The organism is Shewanella sp. SM69 (assembly GCF_025653985.1).
In the GTDB taxonomy this organism is placed as follows: domain Bacteria; phylum Pseudomonadota; class Gammaproteobacteria; order Enterobacterales; family Shewanellaceae; genus Shewanella; species Shewanella oncorhynchi.
Genome location: NZ_JAKKRV010000004.1, coordinates 13,835 through 34,657 on the forward strand (window position 1 = coordinate 13,835; position 20,823 = coordinate 34,657).

A 20,823-nucleotide genomic window follows, 5' to 3' on the forward strand; every position below is an offset into this window, starting at 1 on the left:
CCCAATTTAGCGCATTGGCAGACCACAAACTTCATCTCACAACCTTAGTCTCTCAGCCAAGCAACAGCATCGCCATTATCAACAAAAAACCTTACCTCAGCAGGCGTAAACCAATTTGCCAATTTAGCCAACACTTCCTGCAAAGTCGTCTTACCGACGATGGCTATTTTCTCGAAATGACGAATATGCTTCACCCCAAGTTTGAGATCGTCCCAAGCGGCCTGTAGTTCCAAGCCTTCCAACTCGGTGACATCTACCAAGGCGAAGATATCAGGATCTTTCACCCCAGCTAATGCAGACTCCAACACAGGCACCATCATTTCGTAGTCTTGATGAGTTAAGGTACCGATAGCTTTAAAGGTAACGAAAAAATCATCATCACCATAACGCTCAATACCAATCGAAATTCCGTGCTTTAACAATGCCATACATACTCCTTATGTAACAACCCTTGATTTAGTGTAAAAGCTAACGCCACAACAAGCCGTGATCTTGCTCAAAAATACACCAGATACCTTGCACCATCTCACTAAGCAAGCTAGGATAAACCGACTAATCAGTCGGTACTGATTTAATAAAAGGCTCAATCTAGACGATTACTTAAATAAAGTACCGAATAAGACTCAGCCTACCATTTCCCTTGGAGCAACCACTATGAATATGGCCACCGAACACCTTAATACTTCGCCACTGACTCAGTTGCTCCAACGCCAACGCAGCAGCTATTTAGCGGCACCGAATCCTAATTACGCTACGCGAGTGGAGCAATTAACTCGACTGAAGGCGGCCATACTGCAATTTCAAACACCCTTAGTCGAAGCCTTAAGCCAAGACTACGGTCATAGATCGATTGATGACAGCCTGATCTCAGACATTATGCCTGTCATCAACAATATCAATTACAGCTTGAAAAACCTGAAAAAATGGCTCAAGCCCAGCGCTCGCCATGCGGGCATTTTACTCGCACCCGCCAAAGTCACAGTGCATTATCAACCTTTGGGGGTGATCGGCATTATCGTGCCGTGGAATTTCCCCGTCATGCTGTCAATTGGCCCGCTAGTGACTGCCATTGCCGCAGGTAATCATGCCATGCTCAAAATGTCTGAATTTACCCCAGCGACCAACCAAGTGATCAAACAGTTATTGGCACAAGTCTTCGATGAATCCCACGTGGCGGTTGTTGAAGGTGAGGCGGATATTGCTGCCCAATTTTCTGCCCTGCCCTTCGATCATTTACTCTTTACAGGCTCGACCACAGTCGGCCGCCATGTGATGCGCGCCGCAGCGAATAACCTCACCCCTGTAACACTCGAATTGGGTGGTAAATCGCCTGTGATTATCGCCCCCGATATGCCGCTTGAGATAGCAGTAGAACGAATGATTTATGGTAAGTGTTTGAATGCAGGGCAAATCTGCGTCGCCCCTGATTATGTGCTTTGCCCTAAAGCCAAGGTGGATGACTTTATCGCCGCCTACCAAGCTAAGTTTAAATCCATGTACGGTGCAATTAATCACAATAAGGACTATGGCAGCATCATTAATACACGTCAGTTTGACCGCTTGATGACAGTGCTCGAAGACGCCAAAGCAAAAGGTGCCCGTGTTATTTCAGCAACTGACGAAGCCATAGATAGCCAACATCGTAAACTCGCAACTCAGTTGATAACTCACACCAGTGAAGACATGCTATTGATGCAAGAGGAAATTTTTGGCCCATTACTGCCGATCATTGGCTACGACTCCTTAGATGAAGCGATTCAGTACATCAACCACAGAGCCAGACCCTTAGCGCTTTATGTGATGAGTTTCGATGAGCCAACTCAGCAAAAGATCCTCCAGCAGACCCATTCTGGCGGTGTTTGTATCAATGAAACCGTGTTTCATGTCGCCGCCGACGATGCGCCCTTTGGCGGAATAGGCCCGTCGGGCATGGGGCATTACCATGGCAAGGAAGGCTTTTTGACCTTCAGCCACGCTAAAACGGTACTCAGCCGTGGCCGATTCAACACAGGCAAATTTGTTCACCCGCCCTACGGCACTTTTATCCAGCGCATCTTAATGAAGCTATTTTTGCGCTAGTCATTGGGGGATAAATCTTGAATAAACCATCAACAACACAACCCATTAAAACCATGACAGATAAACGCCAAGCTATTCTCGATACTGCCTTAGCGCTCTTTGTCAGCCAAGGATTTCATGGCACGTCTACCGCCTCGATTGCGAAACAAGCAGGTGTAGCAACGGGCACCTTGTTCCATCACTTCCCTTCTAAGGAAGCCTTGATGGAATCTTTGTTTCTTAACATAAAACAAGAATTTGCCGATGCCTTACTGTTAAACACCCATAAGGGCAGCGATCTTAAACACAATGCCCTACAACTATGGCAAAGTGCGATAGATTGGTCGCTGGATAACCCTGTCAAACAACTGTTTTTTCAGCAATATTCAATGTCGCCCATGATTGCTGCTAAGGTGCGCGATCAAGCGATGAATAGCATCTTAGGCTTTATTAGCGAACTCATTAAGCAGGGACAAATGATGGGGCTAATCGCCCATTATCCAGTGGAATTGATGCTAGAAAACTGCCACGGCCAATATCTAGCAGCAACGCGTTTCTTTATCGATAATCCGCACTTGGGGACAGATAGAACATACCGCGATGCCAGTTTTGAACTGTTTTGGAAGGCCATGCAAGCGGACTAAAATAGCCTAATATCAACTGACTGCTGCAATAACTGCAATAAAAAACCGAGTCAGCTTAACTGGCTCGGTTTTCTTTTACGCTATCGCGACTAAGTGCTAAAGCAGAAGCCTGCTTTGCTCTAGCATCTAATACCGGCTTTCAGACACCTAGCCCTGACTCAACTCCTGGGCTTTTTCTGCTGGCTGCGCCACTTGAGTTGGGCTCCAGTAACCTTGTTTGATACCCTTATCAATCAGCTCAGCGACCGCCAATTCAATGGCTTGTAACACGCAAAATTGCACTGGCTCATTGGTTGTAAAACCGACTTCAGCCTCAGCGAGTCGATTTAAACTCGTGTAACGGAACAAGCCCGCACGCATTTCTTGGGACAAGACTCGTTTGCTGGTTGAGACCGACATCATGACCTTACCTGTGTGTACATCCACGGCGCGTAGATAAATGGTCACCAGATCTTCACGGTACATTTCAGAGGCGCCAATGCCGTAGTATTCGACCCCGCTACCGCCTGTGCTAGTGTTGGTCTCATAACTAATCACCCCACCTTCGAGTAACAATCTGGCGGTGGATAATACGGGCACTTCATCGCCCTTAGTACCGCTCTGTTTGTTACTGATCTTACGCTCGGTAAGCAAATTTTGTAGCCCTTCACGCTCAACGGGTGTAAACCATTTAGAGTCGAGCAAAGTCTGCATCAACATCGATGTTGCGCCCTGAGTCACCGCGGTCGAAAACGAACTCACGTTAGCCTGCGGCTTATATTGGCCAGTTTGATCGCGAAAGGAATACACGGCCACAGGGATAGGAAACTTAGGTCCAGGCTGAGTTTGCAACCCACGCATCACCTCACTCAAGGGGTTAACCTCGGCAGCCGTGATATTTAAATCAGGTTTGGAGATCAGGCTACAGGCCGACACACTTAGCAGTAATAAACTCACTAACACTAGACGGGCCATTAGTTGACTCCTCCGAATGTCGGCATTTCAATCACAGTGACTTCACCGGTTTCAGTATTAGTAATAGTTAGCATCACGCCATTTCCCGTAGAAGCCACTTCAATCCGAAAATCACCGGTATCGTAAACACCATCGGTAATTTCACCATCAGCAACACCGCGGGTGATTGAGTTAATGATATTACGCTCTAGGGATTCTTTAAAACGGGTGACAAAGTCCTTCTCGGTCGAGGTAGATTTATTGTCATTCTGGGCTTGAGCTTTATTTAATAAGAAAGCCCCATTTTGTGGATTGCCGCCAAAGCTGGGATTCACTGGCGTATAAATCAATTCAGTGGCTTGGCCACTGCTTGCCACACATAGCGTGACAAGAGCAAGTAACGTCCTGTATGTCATTATTATTATCCTAAAAGTCGTCCGATGTTCCTGAAAAATCACCTGTTATTGCATTGGCTCTGACTTGCGCTAAATAATCAATCGTAAGCAAAATCGCCTGCTCTGCGCTCTCTTTAATCGGATTTGCACGACGACCAAAATGAGTGGTGTAAATCCGAGTCCCGTTTACCTCTAAGGTTAAAACGGTTCCAGCCTGTGGAAACACTGTCTCATATAGAGTGACGTTAAAGCCTTGAGTAAAGGGCAGTTCGCGCCAATAGCTTGAGTAGTAAAAGCCAAAGTCCTTACCAAACCGAGTCAAGGTTCTATCTATTACTAAGCCACTAATTTCAATGTCGTTATCGGCAATAGTGATAGGGGAAGCCAGCAGCAGGAATGGACATAAAACGTAAGTAAGCAGACGCTGTTTTAACTGTTTCACTTATCCCTCCTTAACCTTTTTAATCGAACCTTAAAAACCGCGCTAACCTCTGTTAGAACAAGGTGAGTTTTAACGCAAATTTTCGGTAAAACAGGTTAACAGGGTTAAAGATCTCCCGTCATTACGCTGGGGGGCAAATTAGCCCGAAGAGCTAAGGTAAAAAGGCAAAAATAGCCCATTTGGCTAATACGCCAAGAGGCAGTTGAGGATAGGAGTTATGCTTTAAACAAGCGGATAAGATAAGCAATAAAAATGCGACTTAAGAGTCGCATTACGGTGTTTATTCAAAACGCTAGCATTATTGTGGCAACCATAGTCGAACCAACAGGCCACCGTCACTGCGATTATGCATGCTAATACTGCCATCGTGGGCTTCGATAATTTCACGGCACAAAGGTAAACCTAAGCCTGTACCCGATTGTTTTGTTGAGTAAAACGGCAGTAGCGCCTGTTCTAATACTTCACCAGACATACCTGCGCCGCGATCCTCAATCACAATACTAAAACCTCCACCATCCACTAAGGTTTGATACCGAATCGATAGAGTGACATCCTCGGGGTTTGAGCCAGATTCATGGGCGTTTTTAAGTAAATTGAGGAGCACTTGCTCCATCTGTCCTTGATCGAAAAAACCATCAACCTCAGGTAACTCATGAATGAGTTTAAAGGGATAATGCTGAGTCAACTGGGCAGTAAATTGCGTCCAATTCACCTGACGCCGTTGCGGGAGCGGCAACTTAGCAAAACGGGCATAGTTAAAGATAAACTGGCTTAGATGACTGGTGCGATTCTCGATAGTATCGAAAATCAGCTTAAGTTTTGGATTATCCAGATCTTTAGTCAGTAACCGCCCCGAGTTCACCATAGAGGCGATGGGCGCCACTGAGTTATTGAGTTCATGGCTAATAATGCGGATCACTTTCTTCCACACTGCCACCTCTTGACGATTGAGCTCGCGGGTCATCTGCTTGAGCAAAATCAAGTTATGCTGTTGGTTATTCAATAAAAATTGGCCGCGACTTAAATACCAAGTTTCCACATCATCTTCACCCATGGCGAAGAGTCCGTTCTTTTCATGTTTAAGCGCCAAGGCCAATACTTCGGGCAAATCCACCAGCAATTCATCTAGGCTCAAGCCTTCCATTCTGCCCTTTTTATGGAATAGGTGACGCGCCGCATCATTGGCGTAAATGAGCCGCTGATGATCATCCAGTAACAACATCACATTGGGAGAACTTTGAATCACCTTATCCAGTAATAACTCCCGCTGGTAAATGTACTGCCTTTCTTGGCGTAATTTAGCAGCGCTATGGTTAAATAACTGCGCTAAGGTTTTGAGCTGACCTTCGCCATGTTCAGGAATACTCACACTAAAGTCATTATCACTAAAATTTAGCAAGCCGACTTCAAGGGAATCTAAACTGCGGCCGAGATGTCGAGTCAACCAAGCAATACCTAAACCACAGACAACACAAGCGAGAAATAACACGATCAAACCTTCACCTAAGGTCAAACGAGAGACACGCTCTCCCTTCGCTATCTCAGCGGATACCGCAGGAGATACAGGTGCTTTGGGCGGTAAAATGGATAGCGGTTCTACACGTAAAGGCTCAACCACATAAGGAATAGAATTAAACAGCCCTTCTTTAAGTTGTTCTAACTTGAAGAGTTTTATTTGTAACTGCTCTTGTTTAAGTTGTTCAAGCTTTTGCAGCTCGGCCTTAATCTGCTCGGCCCTCTGGTGCGCTTGCATCGCCGCAGCCTCCTGCAATTGCTCACTATTGTTAAGGGCGAGTTCGATGGAAGCGACCGTTTTCTCAAGCTCCGCAAAATCGAGTTGCACATTCACATCAGGGATTTCAATCGTGTTAGACGTAGCAACAGACGAAGCATAGGGCGAGATATACTTCACCAAGGCAAAACTCAGCAAGACGCCAAAGGCGCAGCAAGCCATTGAAAAAATGATAATTTTAGTTCGAATTAACACTCAGATTCCTTAATCAATAGCCTTTCTCTCGCCTAGAAGCTGGGACTTGGGACCTAGCATCTGCGCTTGGCCTATGACTTATCTAAACCAAACTTGTCCATCCGCCGATACAACGCTTGGCGACTGAGTCCAAGCGCTTTTGCCACCCGAGCAATTACGCCATGATGCTGTTTTAGCGCCGCTTCGATATCTTCTCGGCTCACATCTATCGCCTCATTGGCATCCGACACTTGGGCACGAACAGACTCATGATAAAACGCGGTATTTACGGGGATGGAAGCGGGCGAATAAACAGGCAGAGGATCAGACTGTCTCAAGCCAGATAGCCGCGACTCAGATACAGCCGAAACACTGGAAGCAGATTTTATAACACTCGCAACAGTCGCCAAACCAAAGTCAGCTTCAGTCAACACATGGCTTTGCGCCAACAATACGGCCCGCTTACAGGCGTTTTCAAGCTCGCGCACATTTCCCGGCCAGCGGTGCTGTAATAACGCCTGCAACGCAGGTTTACTCAAGCTAAAATCGCTGCCAATAAAATGCTGCACTAAAGGTAAAATATCGTCGATGCGTTGATTCAGCGGTGGCAATGCCAGTTCAATCACGTTTAAGCGGTAAAACAAATCCTCACGGAATCGCCCTTCGGCGATATCTTGGGCCAGATCCGCATTGGTCGCACTGATCACCCGCACTTTTACTTTCTGGGTTTTATGGCTTCCTAAGCGTTCAAATTCGCCGGTTTGTAGCACCCGCAATAATTTCACTTGGCCAGACAAAGGTAAATTGCCAATTTCATCTAAAAACAGCGTGCCGCCGTCGGCCGCTTCGAAACGGCCCATACGTGCTTTAGTCGCGCCAGTAAAAGCGCCCGCCTCGGCACCAAACAGCTCGGCCTCTAATAAATCCATCGGCAAGGCGCCGACATTAACCTTAATAAAAGGTTTGTTTTTTAAGGGAGAATTGGCATGGAGAATATCGGCAAGCTTGTCTTTTCCCGCGCCATTGGGGCCAGTGATCAAGACCGACACATCGGAGCGTGCCAGTTGCAAGGCTAAGTCAATACAACGCTGCATAGCACCGCTACCAAAGACAATACCGCAGAGATCCGCATCGGCGATCGCCACTTGGCGTTGATGATTCACCCGCTCCAAGCGGTGGTTAGCACGGGAGAGTTTATAAAGCGCAATCAGATTAGTGATGCTATTGAGTAGCTTAGCGTCATCCCAAGGTTTGCCCATATAATCGGCAGCGCCCGCTTTGACTAATTCAACTGCCGTTTCGAGCTGGGTCCACGCCGTCATCAAAATAATCGGCAAATCCCCTTGGCGTTCGCGCAGGGCGTAAAACAGCTGCCGACCTTCCTCACCCGAGGTGGTATCTCGGGTAAAGTTCATATCTTGGATCACTAAATCCACATCTTGAGTCGTCAATAACCCAAGGGCGTCCTCTGGGCTGTGGCAAATCAGCACCCGATAATCATTGAGTTCTAGCATCAAACCTAGGGCTTGGCAGATGGCATGATTGTCATCGACGATAAGGATAGTATCCATAAGTGAGAGTGTTGTCCTAAGTAAAACTGTTAACCGTAAAGTAACAAAAAGTGCAATAACATCCTATTGTTATCGCACTTTTGTCGAGCTTTTATCGTACCTTGAGTGACATCAAATATTCCGCTATACGCTGCGAGTTGCGGTTGCTGGCGAAATATTTGCCGCCTTACGCGCTGGCAAGTAAACCGCTAATGTGGTGACAATAAACAAACCTGCCACAGTAATGAGTGGGTAGCTTAAGTCCAACATAGGCAAGCTATAGATTTTCATTAACTGTTGGCCTAACTGTATCGCTAACAAGCCGCCCAGCACGCCTCCCGCTAAGCAAATCAAATAGTTCTCCACGAGGAAGTAACTGATAATATCGCGCTTTTTAGCACCCAATGCGCGGCGGGTACCTATCTGCTTAGTGCGGCGCTGGATATTAAACATCACCATGCCCGTTAAACCGAGCGAGGTGATAAGCAATAACAACACCACCATCATAGTTAACACAGTAATCATCAATTTATGATCTCGGTATGAACTATCTTTTAAGGCCTCGATTGACTTAAAGCCATCGAGTACTCGGTTTGGATTCTCCGCCAGCAGCGCTTTTTTTATCGCGTCTTTAAGCTCGGCGTGAAACTCATGCTTGGCCCGTACCATGTAAGAACTGCTGCCATAATCCACATTTTGAATCACGCTGTTTTCAAGGCTAGAACTGTCAATCCACGCGCCTTGTAGTTTTTCGACTACGCCAATCACAGTGATCTGTGCATCCTTACCCTCGTACAACACTTTGCCAAGTGCGGATTCATCAGGCCAAATGGCTTTGGCTAACACACTGGAGATGATCGCTAATCGGCTAGGGCTATCGAGGTTATCCTTAAGTTCATGGGGGTAAAAGTTACGCCCCTCAATCAGCTTAATTCCTAAGGTCTCAATGGTGTGATCTGTCCCTAAATACATGGCAAATTGCGGTGTCGATTTAGCGCTATCTGGGTCGGGGCCCAGATTTAACGTGCTCGACCAGCCGCCACCGCTTAACGGCAACATATTGGTTGAGGTCGCATCAATCACATTGGGTAGCCCCCGCAAAATTTGCTGATCAATTTTGTTTTGCGCGGTTTTATCAATCAATGGATCGAAGTTGAACAAGCTAAAGGTCAAGACTTCTGACTCTTTAATCCCTGAATCACGCTGCATCAGGGCTAAACGCTCTTGAATAATAAAGCTCGCGTTCGCCACAATTGCCACAGACAAGATAATCTGAATAAGCAGTAAGACTGGACCGCTTTTACTGCGCAATAAACTGCTGAGAATAGGTTTAATATGCAACATAATGAGTCCCTTACTGGCTTTTCAGATAAACACTAGGTTTAGTGCGACACACCACCCATGCGGGATACAAGCCAGCCAACAAGGCTGTGCCTACCGCAATACTTGGGGTGATAATCCACATACTCGCCGATAAATGGGTTAAATCCTTCGCGACCTCAAACTGGGCCGATAACCCATAAAGCGAAGCGTAGGCCCAAGCCAGTCCAAGCAAACCACCGAATAAGCCAATCATGCCCACTTCCACCATATATTGAGCGAAGATTTGACCACGGCTAGCACCAATAGCGCGGCGCACTCCTACCTCGGGAGCTCGCTTGAGGAACTTTGTCAGCATTAAACCTAATATATTGACTAAACAAACACTTAAAAACAGCGCACTCAAGCCAACCAAGATTTTATTGTCTTCGGGTACCACATGATTGTATTCAAGCCAAGTTGCCACATCGGATACTTTGACTGAGTCAGCGGCAGATTTATTATCCGTAAAACGGCCCAGGGCTTTTTGCTCCGCCACATAATTGCTGAGCCAAGAACGGTAACTGGCTACTGCGTCTTTATTTGGTAACTCAACCCAATACAGCAGCCACACTTTTTCAGAGTTAAGGCGATCACTGTAACTATTCATCGTCTCAAACTTCCAACCCGACGTGTTACCCCATACATCAAACTCTTCGATAGGTGTCAGCGAAAACGGTACAAAAATTTGTTCCGTGTCGTTAAAGGCACCGTTAGTGGGATCATAATATTTAGGCTTAGGATCCCAAGCATCAATCACCCCAACCACTTGATAAGGTTTACGATTAAGATAGATAACTTTGCCAACACTGTTTTGACCCGCAAATAACTTTTGATTGAGTTTATCGTTAATCACCACTTGATAAGCAGGTTCAGTGTCGACGGATTTATCCCACGCATTACCGTACAAAAATGGCACGTCAAACAGCTTAAAAAAGTCACTGTCCGTCACCCGAATGCTTTCTAAAATAGGCGCAAAATTGGCATCCTCCGTCTGCACTGCCATCCCAGTGCGAAACATCGCAGCTTGGCGTTTAGGTAAGGTATTGTTGCGCAGATTCATCGCGTCTTGGTAAGTCACTAACGAGTTTAACTCATCCCAAGAATCAGGGCCTTGGCTCCAAAGCTGTACCGCATTTAACTCATCAGAGCGTTCACCCGCAGGATTAAATGACATCATCTTGTACACGTTTAACGTAGTAATCGTGATACCAATACCAATCGAAATCGCCAACACCATCAACAGCGACAGCACTGGGGTTTTCTTAATGCTGCGCCAAGCTAAATCAACATAATAAAAGAACATAATGCATATCCTTAACGGTCGGCGTTGGCGACAAGTTTGTCGATATCAGTCGCAGCAGTGATGTCACTGACATGTCGATGACCTTGATGATACATAGTAAAGTCACACACTTGACCATCAACAATTTGAATGTTGCGTTGGGCGCGGCGAGCGAGTTCAGGATCGTGCGTCACCATGATAATGGTCGTGCCCGCTTGATTGATATTTTCGAGTAATTCCATAACTTGACGTGCCATTAGGCTGTCGAGGTTTCCCGTAGGTTCGTCGGCGAGTAGGAAGCGTGGCTCCCCCGCCAAAGCACGAGCAATCGCCACCCTTTGTTGTTGTCCACCCGACAACTGAGTAGGTAAATGTTTAAGCCGTGAAGCTAAGCCCACTTGCTCTAATGCCTCTTGTACACGACGTTGACGCTCCTTGGCATTAAAACCACGATAGCGCAGCGGCACTTCGATATTCTCTGCTAAGTTAAGATCGGGAATTAAGTTAAAACCTTGGAAAATAAAGCCAATTTTCTCATTTCGGATAGTGGCGCTCTTGTTATCGCTCAAGTTAGACACGTTAATCCCATCGAGAAAATAGTCGCCGTGGGTAAAACCTTCGAGTAAACCTGCAATATTTAAAAAGGTAGTTTTACCCGAGCCAGAAGGACCTGTGACTGCGACAAATTCGCCTTCGTTCACCTCGAGGTTAAAATCGCGCAGGGCGTGGGTTTCTACTAAATCCGTTTTAAAAACCTTGCTCACATTCTTCATTGATAACATGTTAATTTCCTTTAAATAATCAAATCTATTTTTGCGCCTAGACTCTGCGTCTACACCTTAGGCATCGACTCATGTACGACCGTAATCAGCACACCTTTATCAGCCAAAGAATGGCTCAACGACACACTCTAAAAACCACATAAAAGCGCCCAGCATAAGGTTGGCAGTTTCGGTTGAAACCTCACCCACTTGGCGAAACTCATCCAAAGGATTGCTCCATTCCAACAAATTGAGTCCGAGGAAAAACCAGCTATTGGCCTCACCGACACTTAGTTCCACCGCAACCACCAGTAATAATAAGGCTAGTACTCCAAACATTTTGGATGACATCAACACGCTGATATCAAATTGTTTATCACGCATATCCGGCTCCTATTCTTGCCTATGCCACCGAGTTTCTTGTTACTACAGCGAGTCCCTACCGTTAGCCACTGCGCTGTTAAATTCATCAGATTGGTTGTTTAATAATTTACGAATATCGGTCATCAATGAATTCTGACCTGTTCGGCGTGATTAAAGGGGTCGACACTTGAAATAACCCACTCATCTCCGGCTTTGCCACCATCAAGCACTTCGACTTGGCTCAGGCTAGTACTGCCGAGCTTAACCTCACGACGACTGGCTAAATCGCCCTCGATTTGATAAGCCACATTACCCCCACCGCTGGTCATAAAGGCGCCGCGTTTTACCATAAGAACATTGGGTCTGTGCTCTAATAACACTCGGGCCGAGATACGTTGGTTCTGGCGCAGTGTTAGGCTGTCGCTTTGCTCAAATTGCACCCTAGCGGTCACTTCACGGTTACGCACTTCAGGGGAAATCGACGATAACTTGCCCATTAACTTAATACTGCCAAAACTCAACTCGACTTCCATGCCTAAACCCAGATCGTCCGCATAGGATTCAGGTACGGCTAACTCAGCCTCATAGGCGCTTAAATCCACGACGGTTAAAATCGGTTGGTTAGCGCTAAGACGGGTTTTCTGCTCGGTAATCCAGTTACCGATAATACCGTTAACAGGTGCGACAATATTCAAGGCATCGACTTGGCGTTCTAATTCACGCACCGCGAGAGTTTGACGCTCAACTTCTAGGGCTTTATTTTTAATTTCAAAGGTTAACGTATCTTTCGTTAACGCCACTTCTTGCTCTGCATGCTTAAACTTCAGCTTGGCTTTGTGTAAATCATCTTTGCCCTTTTCATAATCAATCTGGCCAATAAGCTGACTTTGAATCAGCTCCTCTCCGCGTCGGCTTTCCCTATCCGCCGCTTCAAGATCGACCGTTGCGATATCTAAGGTTTGATAAGCTTGTAATTGATCGCGTCTTGCATCCAACTTAGCGCGCTCTAATGCACTCTCCATGCCCGCTAATAGGGACTTGGCTTGCTCTAGCTGATTAGTGAGTCTTGGACTATCGAGTTTGGCGACCACATCGCCCTTATTAACAGTATCGCCAGGATTGCTGAGCAGAGTCACTGTGCCTTCCTCTGTGCTATACAAAATAGGCGCATTGGCCGCCACGATTTTACCTGTGGTCGCCACATCGCGGGTTAACGTTCCAACGAAGAGTTTTGCGGTAGTGATGTCGCTGCGGCTAAGGGATTTGCTAACACTATCAGAGCCTAAACTTGCCCACACTAAGGCGCTGACTAATAAGGCGCAACCGCCAATGATCAGCGGTAACTTAAGACGTTTAGAGGTCGATGGCACAAGTACTGTATCTTGGCCGCTAGTATCTTTAATCATGGCTTTACTCGCTTCCCTGTTGTAATCATCAGTGCCGGAACGCATCAACGGACACTATTGGAAATCTCTACCCTAGAGTTAGCAAAGCCTATGCCAAACAAGTAAAATCATTTACTTTCATAACTTTAATAAAAAATCGCAGATAAAAGTGTCCGCGGACACTGGAGTTTAAATCGAAAAGTGTCCGCAGCAGATTAATCAAAAGTGTCCGATGCTAAAAACAGTGACATAGTACGGGCCATGCGGCTAAGCGCTTCAATTACATGTCCTAACAGATTTATTGGCCGAAACAGCCGAGTTTCCCTTTACAGTAAAATCCTTGCCACATAAGATCCCGCCACCCTCGCAGCAAAAACGATCAAAAGACCAAACCCTATGACTACAATAACAATCACTCGCCCAGACGACTGGCATATTCATTTAAGAGACGGCGCCCAGCTGAAAGATACAGTGCGCGACATCAGCCGCTATATGGGCCGCGCCATCGTGATGCCAAACTTAGTGCCCCCCGCTATCGATACTGAAACCGCACTGGCCTATTACGATCGCATTAAAGCGCAAGTACCCGCGGGCTCACAATTCGAACCTTTGATGGTGTTGTATTTAACCGACAAAACCAGCCCAGATGAAATCCGCAAGGCTAAAGCTTCGGGTAAAATTGTTGCCGCTAAACTCTACCCAGCGGGCGCGACGACTAACTCTGATTCCGGCGTAACCGATGTTAAAAACATCTATCCTGTACTCCAAGCCATGCAAGAAGTCGGTATGCTGTTTTTAGTCCACGGTGAAGTCACAGATTCAGCTATTGATATTTTCGACCGCGAGCGTGTCTTTATTGAAAATATCCTCAGTAAAATTGTCGCCGATTTCCCTGCACTTAAAATCGTGCTTGAACATATCACCACCAAAGATGCAGTCGATTTTGTCACTCAAGCCTCAGACAATGTGGCCGCGACTATCACAGCCCATCATTTACTGTATAACCGTAATCACATGCTGGCAGGCGGTATTCGTCCACATTTTTACTGCCTGCCAATTTTAAAACGCAACACCCACCAGCAGGCGTTGTTAGGTGCAGCGGCAAGCGGCAGCAAGAAGTTTTTCCTCGGTACAGATTCAGCGCCACACGCCAAGGATAAGAAAGAAGCGGCCTGTGGCTGCGCGGGTTCCTACACTGCTCATGCCGCCATTGAGCTGTATGCCGAAGCCTTCGAGTCGGTCAATGCGCTGGATAAACTCGAAGCGTTCGCAAGCTTTAACGGCCCAGACTTTTACCATCTACCACGTAATACCGATACCATCACGCTGGTCAAAAAGTCATGGGATGTCCCCGCCACTTACCCGCTTGGCGATACTAACGTAGTGCCTATTCGTGCTGGAGAAGCCATTGATTGGCAAGTTGAGTAAGCCTTAAGTCTTTAACATCAAGTCGCCTACGGGCGACTTTTTTATCAGATTTTGATTTTTAATCCACAATCGGTCAGTATCCTGCGCTTAGAATACGGCCCTTACTTATCGCCTTTTAAGAGAAAATCAGTATGCCTACAAGGATGTTATTCTCCGTTTTATCTTCAAGCCTGTTGCTGACCGCCACGATCTCTTTGCCGACCTTTGCGGCCAATGAACTCACAGGGATCTGGCAGGGACAGTTAGGTAAAAGCAAGGTCAGAATTTGTTTTAATCAATATGGAACAGGCAGTTATTACTATCAACGCTACTTAACGCCGATAAGACTCGAGCAGCAAGATGAACTGTGGAAAGAAGAAGGCAATACCGGAAATTGGCTGTTTGATAGTGTCACACCACAAAAACTGAGCGGCCATTGGTTTAAAGATACCGCGAGTAAATCGTTACCAGTGCAACTTGAGCGAGAAATCAGCCCAGATAAGGTCGAGGATTGTGGTGCCGATGCTTACAATCTACCGCTAGAAACCACGCCAAAACTCAGCCGAGGTAAATGGCAAAGCTACGAAAATATTGAGTATCGCCCGCTGACGTTTGGCACAGATGTGGGTATCGAATTTAAAGGCCCACAAACGGGTATCTTGGCAATTAATCAATGGCTTGAACATAAGCTCACCGATGAAGTCCAACTAGCACAAACCTTTGACACTCGCCGCAGAATGCTGGCACAAATGGGCAGTTTTGTAACTGACGAAACCTTTGCCGAACCGATTTTTATTAATCAGCATTGGCTCAGTGTGCGCCTATATCGCTGGGCGGCAGGTTATGGCGCCAATGGTATCAACCAAGAATTTGTGAGTTTCTCCCTTACCGACGGAAAACCTTTCCACCCGTGGCAATGGTTTCTCGCCGATACTCAACCACAAAGCATGCTAGAGGGTATGAGTCATCCTTTACCCCCAGCATTAAGGGACAAATTGTTTGCTGGCAAAGCACCGGACGCAGAATGCCCCACATCAGACGGCTCAGGATATTACCAGCTCACCCTTGAGCCAAAGGGCATCAAATTCTGGGAAACGCCCCGCGGCGATGGCTGTGAAAATGAGTTTATCCTCAGCCCGCAAGAAGCCATGCCCTATGCCACCCAATGGGGACAAACACAGCTTAAGCTATTGGAATAGTGTACTTAACTGAGAAAATATTAGAGGGAAAGAAAGCAGTCATGGCGATGATAGTAGTGCGATGATAGTAGCGCGACGACAAGCACTCTTTCCCTCCCGACACAGCAATCCATTTCGAGCTAATTCATTTCAGTAAGGAATCATCTTTGAGCAATTTAACCGCAAAAATAGCGACACCCGAGGCCTTAGTGCAAGCTCAGCTTGAAGCATAATATTTGAGCAAGGAGTGCCTACTACCTTGAAAAACACCGATGGTAGGTGTGAGAGCATTGAAAATTATAGATAAAAAAGGAGTTATCGATGAAGGAAATAGATTTTAATCAATTGCAAAATATAAATGGGATCTATTATGAAATAGATACACAAATACCTTTTACTGGGAAAAGTAAAAGGTATTATGAAAGTGATGATTGTGACGGATATAGGGAAATAACTTATAGAAATGGTCTAGAAGACGGTCCTTTTAAAACATATGATGAAGATGGTTTGCTATTGTTCGAAGGATCTTATAAAAATGGGTTGGAAGAAGGCCCTTACAAGATATTTTATAAAAATGGCGCTGTAAGGCTTGTAGGGAATTATAATAATGGATTAGAAGATGGTCCTTATAATAGATATTATGAAAGTGGGAGGATATTGAGAAAAGGAACTAAGAAAAATGGACTTCCAGAAGGAATTTGTGAATCATATTATGAAAATGGTCAATTGTGGAGAGTGGTTTTCTGTAAGGATGGTAAGCAGGAAGGTCTTTCTAGATATTATTATGAAAGTGGTCAGTTGTGGTGGGAGATGACGTATAAAAGTGGTTTGGAAAATGGCCACTCTATACATTATTATGAAAATGGAAAGGTCAATTGTGATGCAATTATTGAAAATAATCTAAAAGAAGGTCCATATAAGCGATATTATGAAAGTGGTCAATTGATGGAGGAAGGGACTTATAAAAATGACTTATTAGAAGGAGTCCTTAAAAGCTATTGTGACGATGGGCAATTAGCATCTGAAGAGATTTATAAAGATGGTCAATTAATCATGGTAAAAAATAAATAAAATTTAAATCTGCAATTCACTGAACCAGACTTATCTCGTCTGGTTCCCAGGGTAATCGCGTGAATGTTCATATTTCGTCCGCCTTGGCAAGCCCAGCCATTAATATCTTTTCAAGAAATGCGGTTTTCATCCAAGCTCGATTTCTTTTGGTCACTAGACTCGACTTGCTCGGCTAGGCATTGAGCATATAAGCGAAAGTCAGGACTCCCATAACTCTTTTTCTGCTTTATTATCAATATTATCAAGACATCCATTGTTCATAGCCTGTACCGGCAGTAAAAAAAGCGGACAGCCATGAATTTTTTAAGAATCAACCATCTGACATACACAGGGATTAACCCAAATTAAGCACCATCATGGAAGTGACCATCCGTGGCATGGTCGCTTATTCACATACATGTGATCGCGAGATTAGTATGTCCTATATAGCAGATGCCACGTTCGAGCATCCAGGGACGGGCTTGCTGCGTGTCACTGGAATGATAGTGCTTAATGGATATGGGAATTAAAGCTCCACCAATATTTACAAACGCACGAAGGATTAAGTTGGCATCCAAACTAAACTGCGGACAAAACTGAGTATTCATGATCTCACGCTGCGGTAGATTGCATTAACTCACTAAAAGATTTTTTGTTTACGAAAAAGTCTTAACCAAACATATCCTCATTGATCAAAATAAGCTGAAAGAGCAAAATGCGCCTCTGAAGCCGTATGCCAATTAGACTAACGCTCCTGTGTCTATGGCAAAATTAAATGTGTTGATTATGTGAAGGTAGGTGCAATGGATAGCTCAATATTAGTTTTTGATTCAGGTTCAGGTGGACTGACTGTCGCGGCCGAAATAAAAAAGAGAATCCCCAACATACGGCTGAGTTACGTCTCTGACGCTGGCTTTTTCCCTTACGGAAAAAAGCCGCACGATATACTAAAAAAGCGAATTTTAGACGTTATATCCAAAGCAAGCTCACTGACTCAACCCGATATCATCGTTATCGCCTGCAATACTGCGAGTACCATTGCGCTAGACTTACTTCGTGCTGAACTCAATATACCTATTGTCGGCGTTGTCCCTGCGATAAAACCTGCCGCTTCGTTATCAAAATCAAAGGTAGTGATGGTACTTGGCACTTACACCACGGTGAACTCAGCTTATGTGAAGATGCTGATCACGAATTTCGCCACAGAATGTAAGGTTTTAGTAGAAGACTCTGAAGTGCTGGTTCTCGCCTCAGAGCAAAAACTTCTCGGCAATGGGTTTGATCCCGACATTGTAACCCAGGAAATTCAGCGTATTTTTAGCAAACCCGATGCGTTTAATACCGATGTATTAGTGCTGGCTTGTACTCACTTTCCACTTATCAATGCAGAAATCAAAAATGCCCTTCCCCACCACGTTACCGTCATTGATTCTGGATTTGCCATTGCTAATCGAACGCACTTATTATTAAAAATCGAACACCAAACATGTAGCCCGATACTCGATCCAGAAATAACGTTTTACACCACTGGGAATGTAGATTCAGAACAAGCGAAACAAAGCAAAATTGAAGCACTGCTTCAGTGCTCCATTAAATTTAAGCAGCTGTTATTGTAATATTTTTAGCTCATTTTCTTTTAAAACCCGTTTTCAAAGAAATCTAAATGATTACCCTAAAAGACACCCGCGAAATAAATGCTATATCGCACCGCTGATTGTTAAATATTGGATCTTAACAGGCCGCTATTGCGGCCTTTTTTGTATCAGCTACTTCCTGAAGTGCTTGTCTTCGCATAAAATTCGGCCCGTTTACTGGTGCGCATGAGGCGCAAGTTATCGGTGTAAAAGGTGTAGTTAAATGGAACTTTCGATTCGCAGTTTATTCACTGCAGCGGGCATGGTGTTGTTATCCTCTTTAACGGTTATTCCTGCGGCAAACGCTGCGGTCAAAACAGTCCATCCCACTGTCGATTTACCGAATGGCCAATGGCTTAATTTTCACCAAAAAGACAATCAAGTGTGGAGCGAAATGTCCGACGGCGATGCGCCCGGCGTACATCTTGATGATTATGGTGCGGCTGAAATTGTGGCAGTTTTTTACTATGACTTTGATAAGGGTGGCGACAAAGAAGTCGTGGTCATGCTTAAAGATGCTGATGGTCAGCATTTACGGGGTTATGGTTTTGAGGATTCAAAGCTCACTAAGCTACCACGCCTTCAAGTTGTGCTGGATGAAGTCGCCCCGACGTTATCGTCATTTACCGTCAGCGACACCCGCAAAGTGTTAAACCAAATTCCGCCGCAGCAATATCGCATGACCTATGATGTTGAGGCGATAGAAGATCCCGCCATTAAAGCGATTATCGATGGCTCAACCAAGCTCAAACCAACCTTAATCGGCTATCGCAATGCTAAAGGTTTACCCGCCGATGTGAAAACCGCGCACGAATATAAATTACGTTATCCCCTCACCCGCAAAGATAAAGATGCCCAAGGCCGCGAGCATCAATACAGTTTAGTGACCCACTTTTATCGCAATGATTATCGCGAACAACAGGGCAGTTTTGTGTTGGTGAGCGTTGTCTTTGAAGCCGATGATGTGGACTGGCTAAACAGCGGTGAGGATGAGATCCCAAAAACGGGCCCAGCTTATGATTATATGAATCTCGGTGGTTCTTGGGCTGGACTTGCGCTTGAAAGTCATTATGCCCAAGGTGTGCTCGATGGCCCCTATATCGCCTACGATAACCGTAATGCCAATATCATGTTGAATGGTCAGTACAAACAAGGCAAAAAAGTCGGTAAATGGATGGAGGCTGACGGCCAAGCAAGCTATTGGGAAGGTGAATATCTTGACGGTAAAAAGCAAGGTAAATGGATTGCACAGTCCATGTTCGATGAGGCAGATAACTACGGTTTTGCCCATTACAATCAAGGAGTGCTCGATGGCCCCTATGAAATCTATGAGCCCGAATATGGCGGAGACACAGGAGATAAGCGATTGTCTGAAAAAGGCATTTATCGCAACGGCGTCAAAGACGGTGAATGGCTTGAGAGCAATGGCAATAAAGGTCACTATCAAAACGGCATTAAACAAGGCCCTTGGGTAGATAAAGTCTCGCTTGGCGAATACCGCAACTATGTGGGTAACGGGGCTTACCTTGATGGCAAGCGCACTGGCCCTTGGGTATTTAAAACTGACAAGAAATCACGGATCGAAGTGACTTATCTCAATGGATTACGCGAAGGTGAAGAAAAACTAATCAGCGATGAAAATGTGCTCTTTGCCAATAAGCATTATAAGCAGGGCCTGCTCGATGGTCAGAGTATTTGGTACTCAGCACAGGATGTAGTTAGCGGCATTAGGCACTATCGCAAAGGTGAGTACCATGGCATGCAGGCTATTTTTGATCCTAACCACAATCATAGGCTTATGGAGTTAAGTCATTATGAATATGACGAAACCCTGCCAGTCAAACCCTCTCAGGACGAGTGCATTATGCGAGAAAACCCCTATAGCAATGACTGTAAGGATATAGTGAATTCCTCCTATAGAAATACGCCATCAATTAAGCATGGGGAACAATATTATTATGATAGTAAAGGAAAATTATACAAATTTTCTGACTACCATCATGGCAACCTCATCAAAGAATATGAATTCGATGAAGAGGGACATGTCCAAAAGCTGCAAAATAATGAACAGGGGCAAGACAGTCAAATCAGCATCCGCTACAAGAAGGATGGCGGTTATTCACTGTCCAATTACAGCGACAATGAGCAACGTGGCTGGACATATGAAATCGATAACAAGGATCGATTACTGTCCCTGAAGTATTACCATGATGGTGACAAAAAGGGGTTTATCATCCGCTATAACACAGATGGAAGTTATGCGATTACAGAAAGGTAAACATTAATATCGAACATCAGGCACTGCTTATCCTTTTATCCTAATGGTTAACTCAAGACCTTGAAGACAATTACCAGCAAAAAGGCAAAGTTTAAAGTTGGGATATAGGGTAATGCGGATGCCCTTGATTAAATT

At 45.3% G+C, this 20,823-nt stretch carries 18 protein-coding genes; 7 read left to right on the plus strand and 11 right to left on the minus strand.

Annotated elements, in window-relative coordinates; translation table 11 throughout:
• Positions 1–44: 44 nt before the first annotated feature.
• Positions 45–428: an STAS/SEC14 domain-containing protein gene (locus L5M37_RS07535; RefSeq protein WP_028761699.1), complete on the minus strand. Its 384-nt coding sequence runs from the start codon at positions 426–428 to the stop codon at positions 45–47.
• A 226-nt stretch (positions 429–654) separates the two neighbouring features.
• Here L5M37_RS07535 and L5M37_RS07540 point away from each other — a divergent pair, with 226 nt between their 5' ends.
• Positions 655–2,079 carry a coniferyl aldehyde dehydrogenase gene (locus L5M37_RS07540; protein WP_263199982.1) on the plus strand — a complete coding sequence of 475 codons (1,425 nt, stop codon included), beginning with the start codon at positions 655–657 and terminating at the stop codon, positions 2,077–2,079.
• A gap of 17 nt (positions 2,080–2,096) precedes the next feature.
• Complete coding sequence (locus tag L5M37_RS07545; protein ID WP_263199983.1) at positions 2,097–2,702, plus strand: TetR/AcrR family transcriptional regulator; 606 nt, start codon at positions 2,097–2,099, stop codon at positions 2,700–2,702.
• 147 nt (positions 2,703–2,849) lie between these two features.
• On the opposite strand, the gene L5M37_RS07550 is transcribed toward L5M37_RS07545, so the two are convergent.
• The 10 genes from L5M37_RS07550 to L5M37_RS07595 all read right to left on the minus strand — a co-directional run bounded on the left by L5M37_RS07550 (position 2,850) and on the right by L5M37_RS07595 (position 13,162).
• Entirely contained in the window at positions 2,850–3,656 is an 807-nt protein-coding gene (locus L5M37_RS07550) for a CsgG/HfaB family protein (protein ID WP_105251644.1), read from the minus strand.
• On the minus strand, positions 3,656–4,051 hold the full coding sequence (locus L5M37_RS07555) for a curli assembly protein CsgF (RefSeq protein WP_106649655.1): 396 nt from the start codon (positions 4,049–4,051) through the stop codon (positions 3,656–3,658). The genes L5M37_RS07550 and L5M37_RS07555 overlap by 1 nt, the downstream gene beginning before the upstream one ends.
• Before the next feature lie 10 nt (positions 4,052–4,061).
• Complete coding sequence (locus L5M37_RS07560) at positions 4,062–4,472, minus strand: curli production assembly/transport protein CsgE (RefSeq protein WP_131523186.1); 411 nt, start codon at positions 4,470–4,472, stop codon at positions 4,062–4,064.
• Between the two features lie 298 nt (positions 4,473–4,770).
• On the minus strand, positions 4,771–6,459 hold the full coding sequence (locus L5M37_RS07565) for a sensor histidine kinase (protein ID WP_263199985.1): 1,689 nt from the start codon (positions 6,457–6,459) through the stop codon (positions 4,771–4,773).
• 71 nt (positions 6,460–6,530) lie between these two features.
• On the minus strand, positions 6,531–8,009 hold the full coding sequence (locus tag L5M37_RS07570; protein ID WP_263199986.1) for a sigma-54-dependent transcriptional regulator: 1,479 nt from the start codon (positions 8,007–8,009) through the stop codon (positions 6,531–6,533).
• Positions 8,010–8,132: 123 nt separating this feature from the next.
• The gene (locus L5M37_RS07575; RefSeq protein WP_263199987.1) at positions 8,133–9,332 is read right to left on the minus strand and encodes an FtsX-like permease family protein; all 1,200 of its coding nucleotides are present in this window, start codon (positions 9,330–9,332) and stop codon (positions 8,133–8,135) included.
• A 10-nt stretch (positions 9,333–9,342) separates the two neighbouring features.
• Entirely contained in the window at positions 9,343–10,653 is a 1,311-nt protein-coding gene (locus tag L5M37_RS07580) for an ABC transporter permease (protein WP_105251638.1), read from the minus strand.
• An 11-nt stretch (positions 10,654–10,664) separates the two neighbouring features.
• Positions 10,665–11,414 carry an ABC transporter ATP-binding protein gene (locus L5M37_RS07585; protein ID WP_028761691.1) on the minus strand — a complete coding sequence of 250 codons (750 nt, stop codon included), beginning with the start codon at positions 11,412–11,414 and terminating at the stop codon, positions 10,665–10,667.
• Positions 11,415–11,513: 99 nt separating this feature from the next.
• Complete coding sequence (locus L5M37_RS07590; protein ID WP_263199989.1) at positions 11,514–11,777, minus strand: hypothetical protein; 264 nt, start codon at positions 11,775–11,777, stop codon at positions 11,514–11,516.
• 122 nt (positions 11,778–11,899) lie between these two features.
• Positions 11,900–13,162 carry an efflux RND transporter periplasmic adaptor subunit gene (locus L5M37_RS07595; protein WP_263200136.1) on the minus strand — a complete coding sequence of 421 codons (1,263 nt, stop codon included), beginning with the start codon at positions 13,160–13,162 and terminating at the stop codon, positions 11,900–11,902.
• A 375-nt stretch (positions 13,163–13,537) separates the two neighbouring features.
• On the opposite strand from L5M37_RS07595, the gene pyrC reads away from it, so the two are divergent.
• The 5 genes from pyrC to L5M37_RS07620 all read left to right on the plus strand — a co-directional run bounded on the left by pyrC (position 13,538) and on the right by L5M37_RS07620 (position 20,688).
• Entirely contained in the window at positions 13,538–14,569 is a 1,032-nt protein-coding gene (pyrC, locus tag L5M37_RS07600; RefSeq protein ID WP_219251151.1) for a dihydroorotase, read from the plus strand.
• Positions 14,570–14,700: 131 nt separating this feature from the next.
• Positions 14,701–15,747, plus strand: coding sequence for a hypothetical protein (locus L5M37_RS07605; RefSeq protein WP_263199991.1), 1,047 nt, complete (start codon positions 14,701–14,703; stop codon positions 15,745–15,747).
• 300 nt (positions 15,748–16,047) lie between these two features.
• The gene (locus L5M37_RS07610; RefSeq protein WP_263199993.1) at positions 16,048–16,797 is read left to right on the plus strand and encodes a toxin-antitoxin system YwqK family antitoxin; all 750 of its coding nucleotides are present in this window, start codon (positions 16,048–16,050) and stop codon (positions 16,795–16,797) included.
• A 782-nt stretch (positions 16,798–17,579) separates the two neighbouring features.
• Positions 17,580–18,392 carry a glutamate racemase gene (gene murI / locus L5M37_RS07615; RefSeq protein ID WP_263199995.1) on the plus strand — a complete coding sequence of 271 codons (813 nt, stop codon included), beginning with the start codon at positions 17,580–17,582 and terminating at the stop codon, positions 18,390–18,392.
• Positions 18,393–18,633: 241 nt separating this feature from the next.
• Positions 18,634–20,688 carry a toxin-antitoxin system YwqK family antitoxin gene (locus L5M37_RS07620; RefSeq protein ID WP_263199996.1) on the plus strand — a complete coding sequence of 685 codons (2,055 nt, stop codon included), beginning with the start codon at positions 18,634–18,636 and terminating at the stop codon, positions 20,686–20,688.
• The last annotated feature ends 135 nt before the right edge of the window (positions 20,689–20,823 follow it).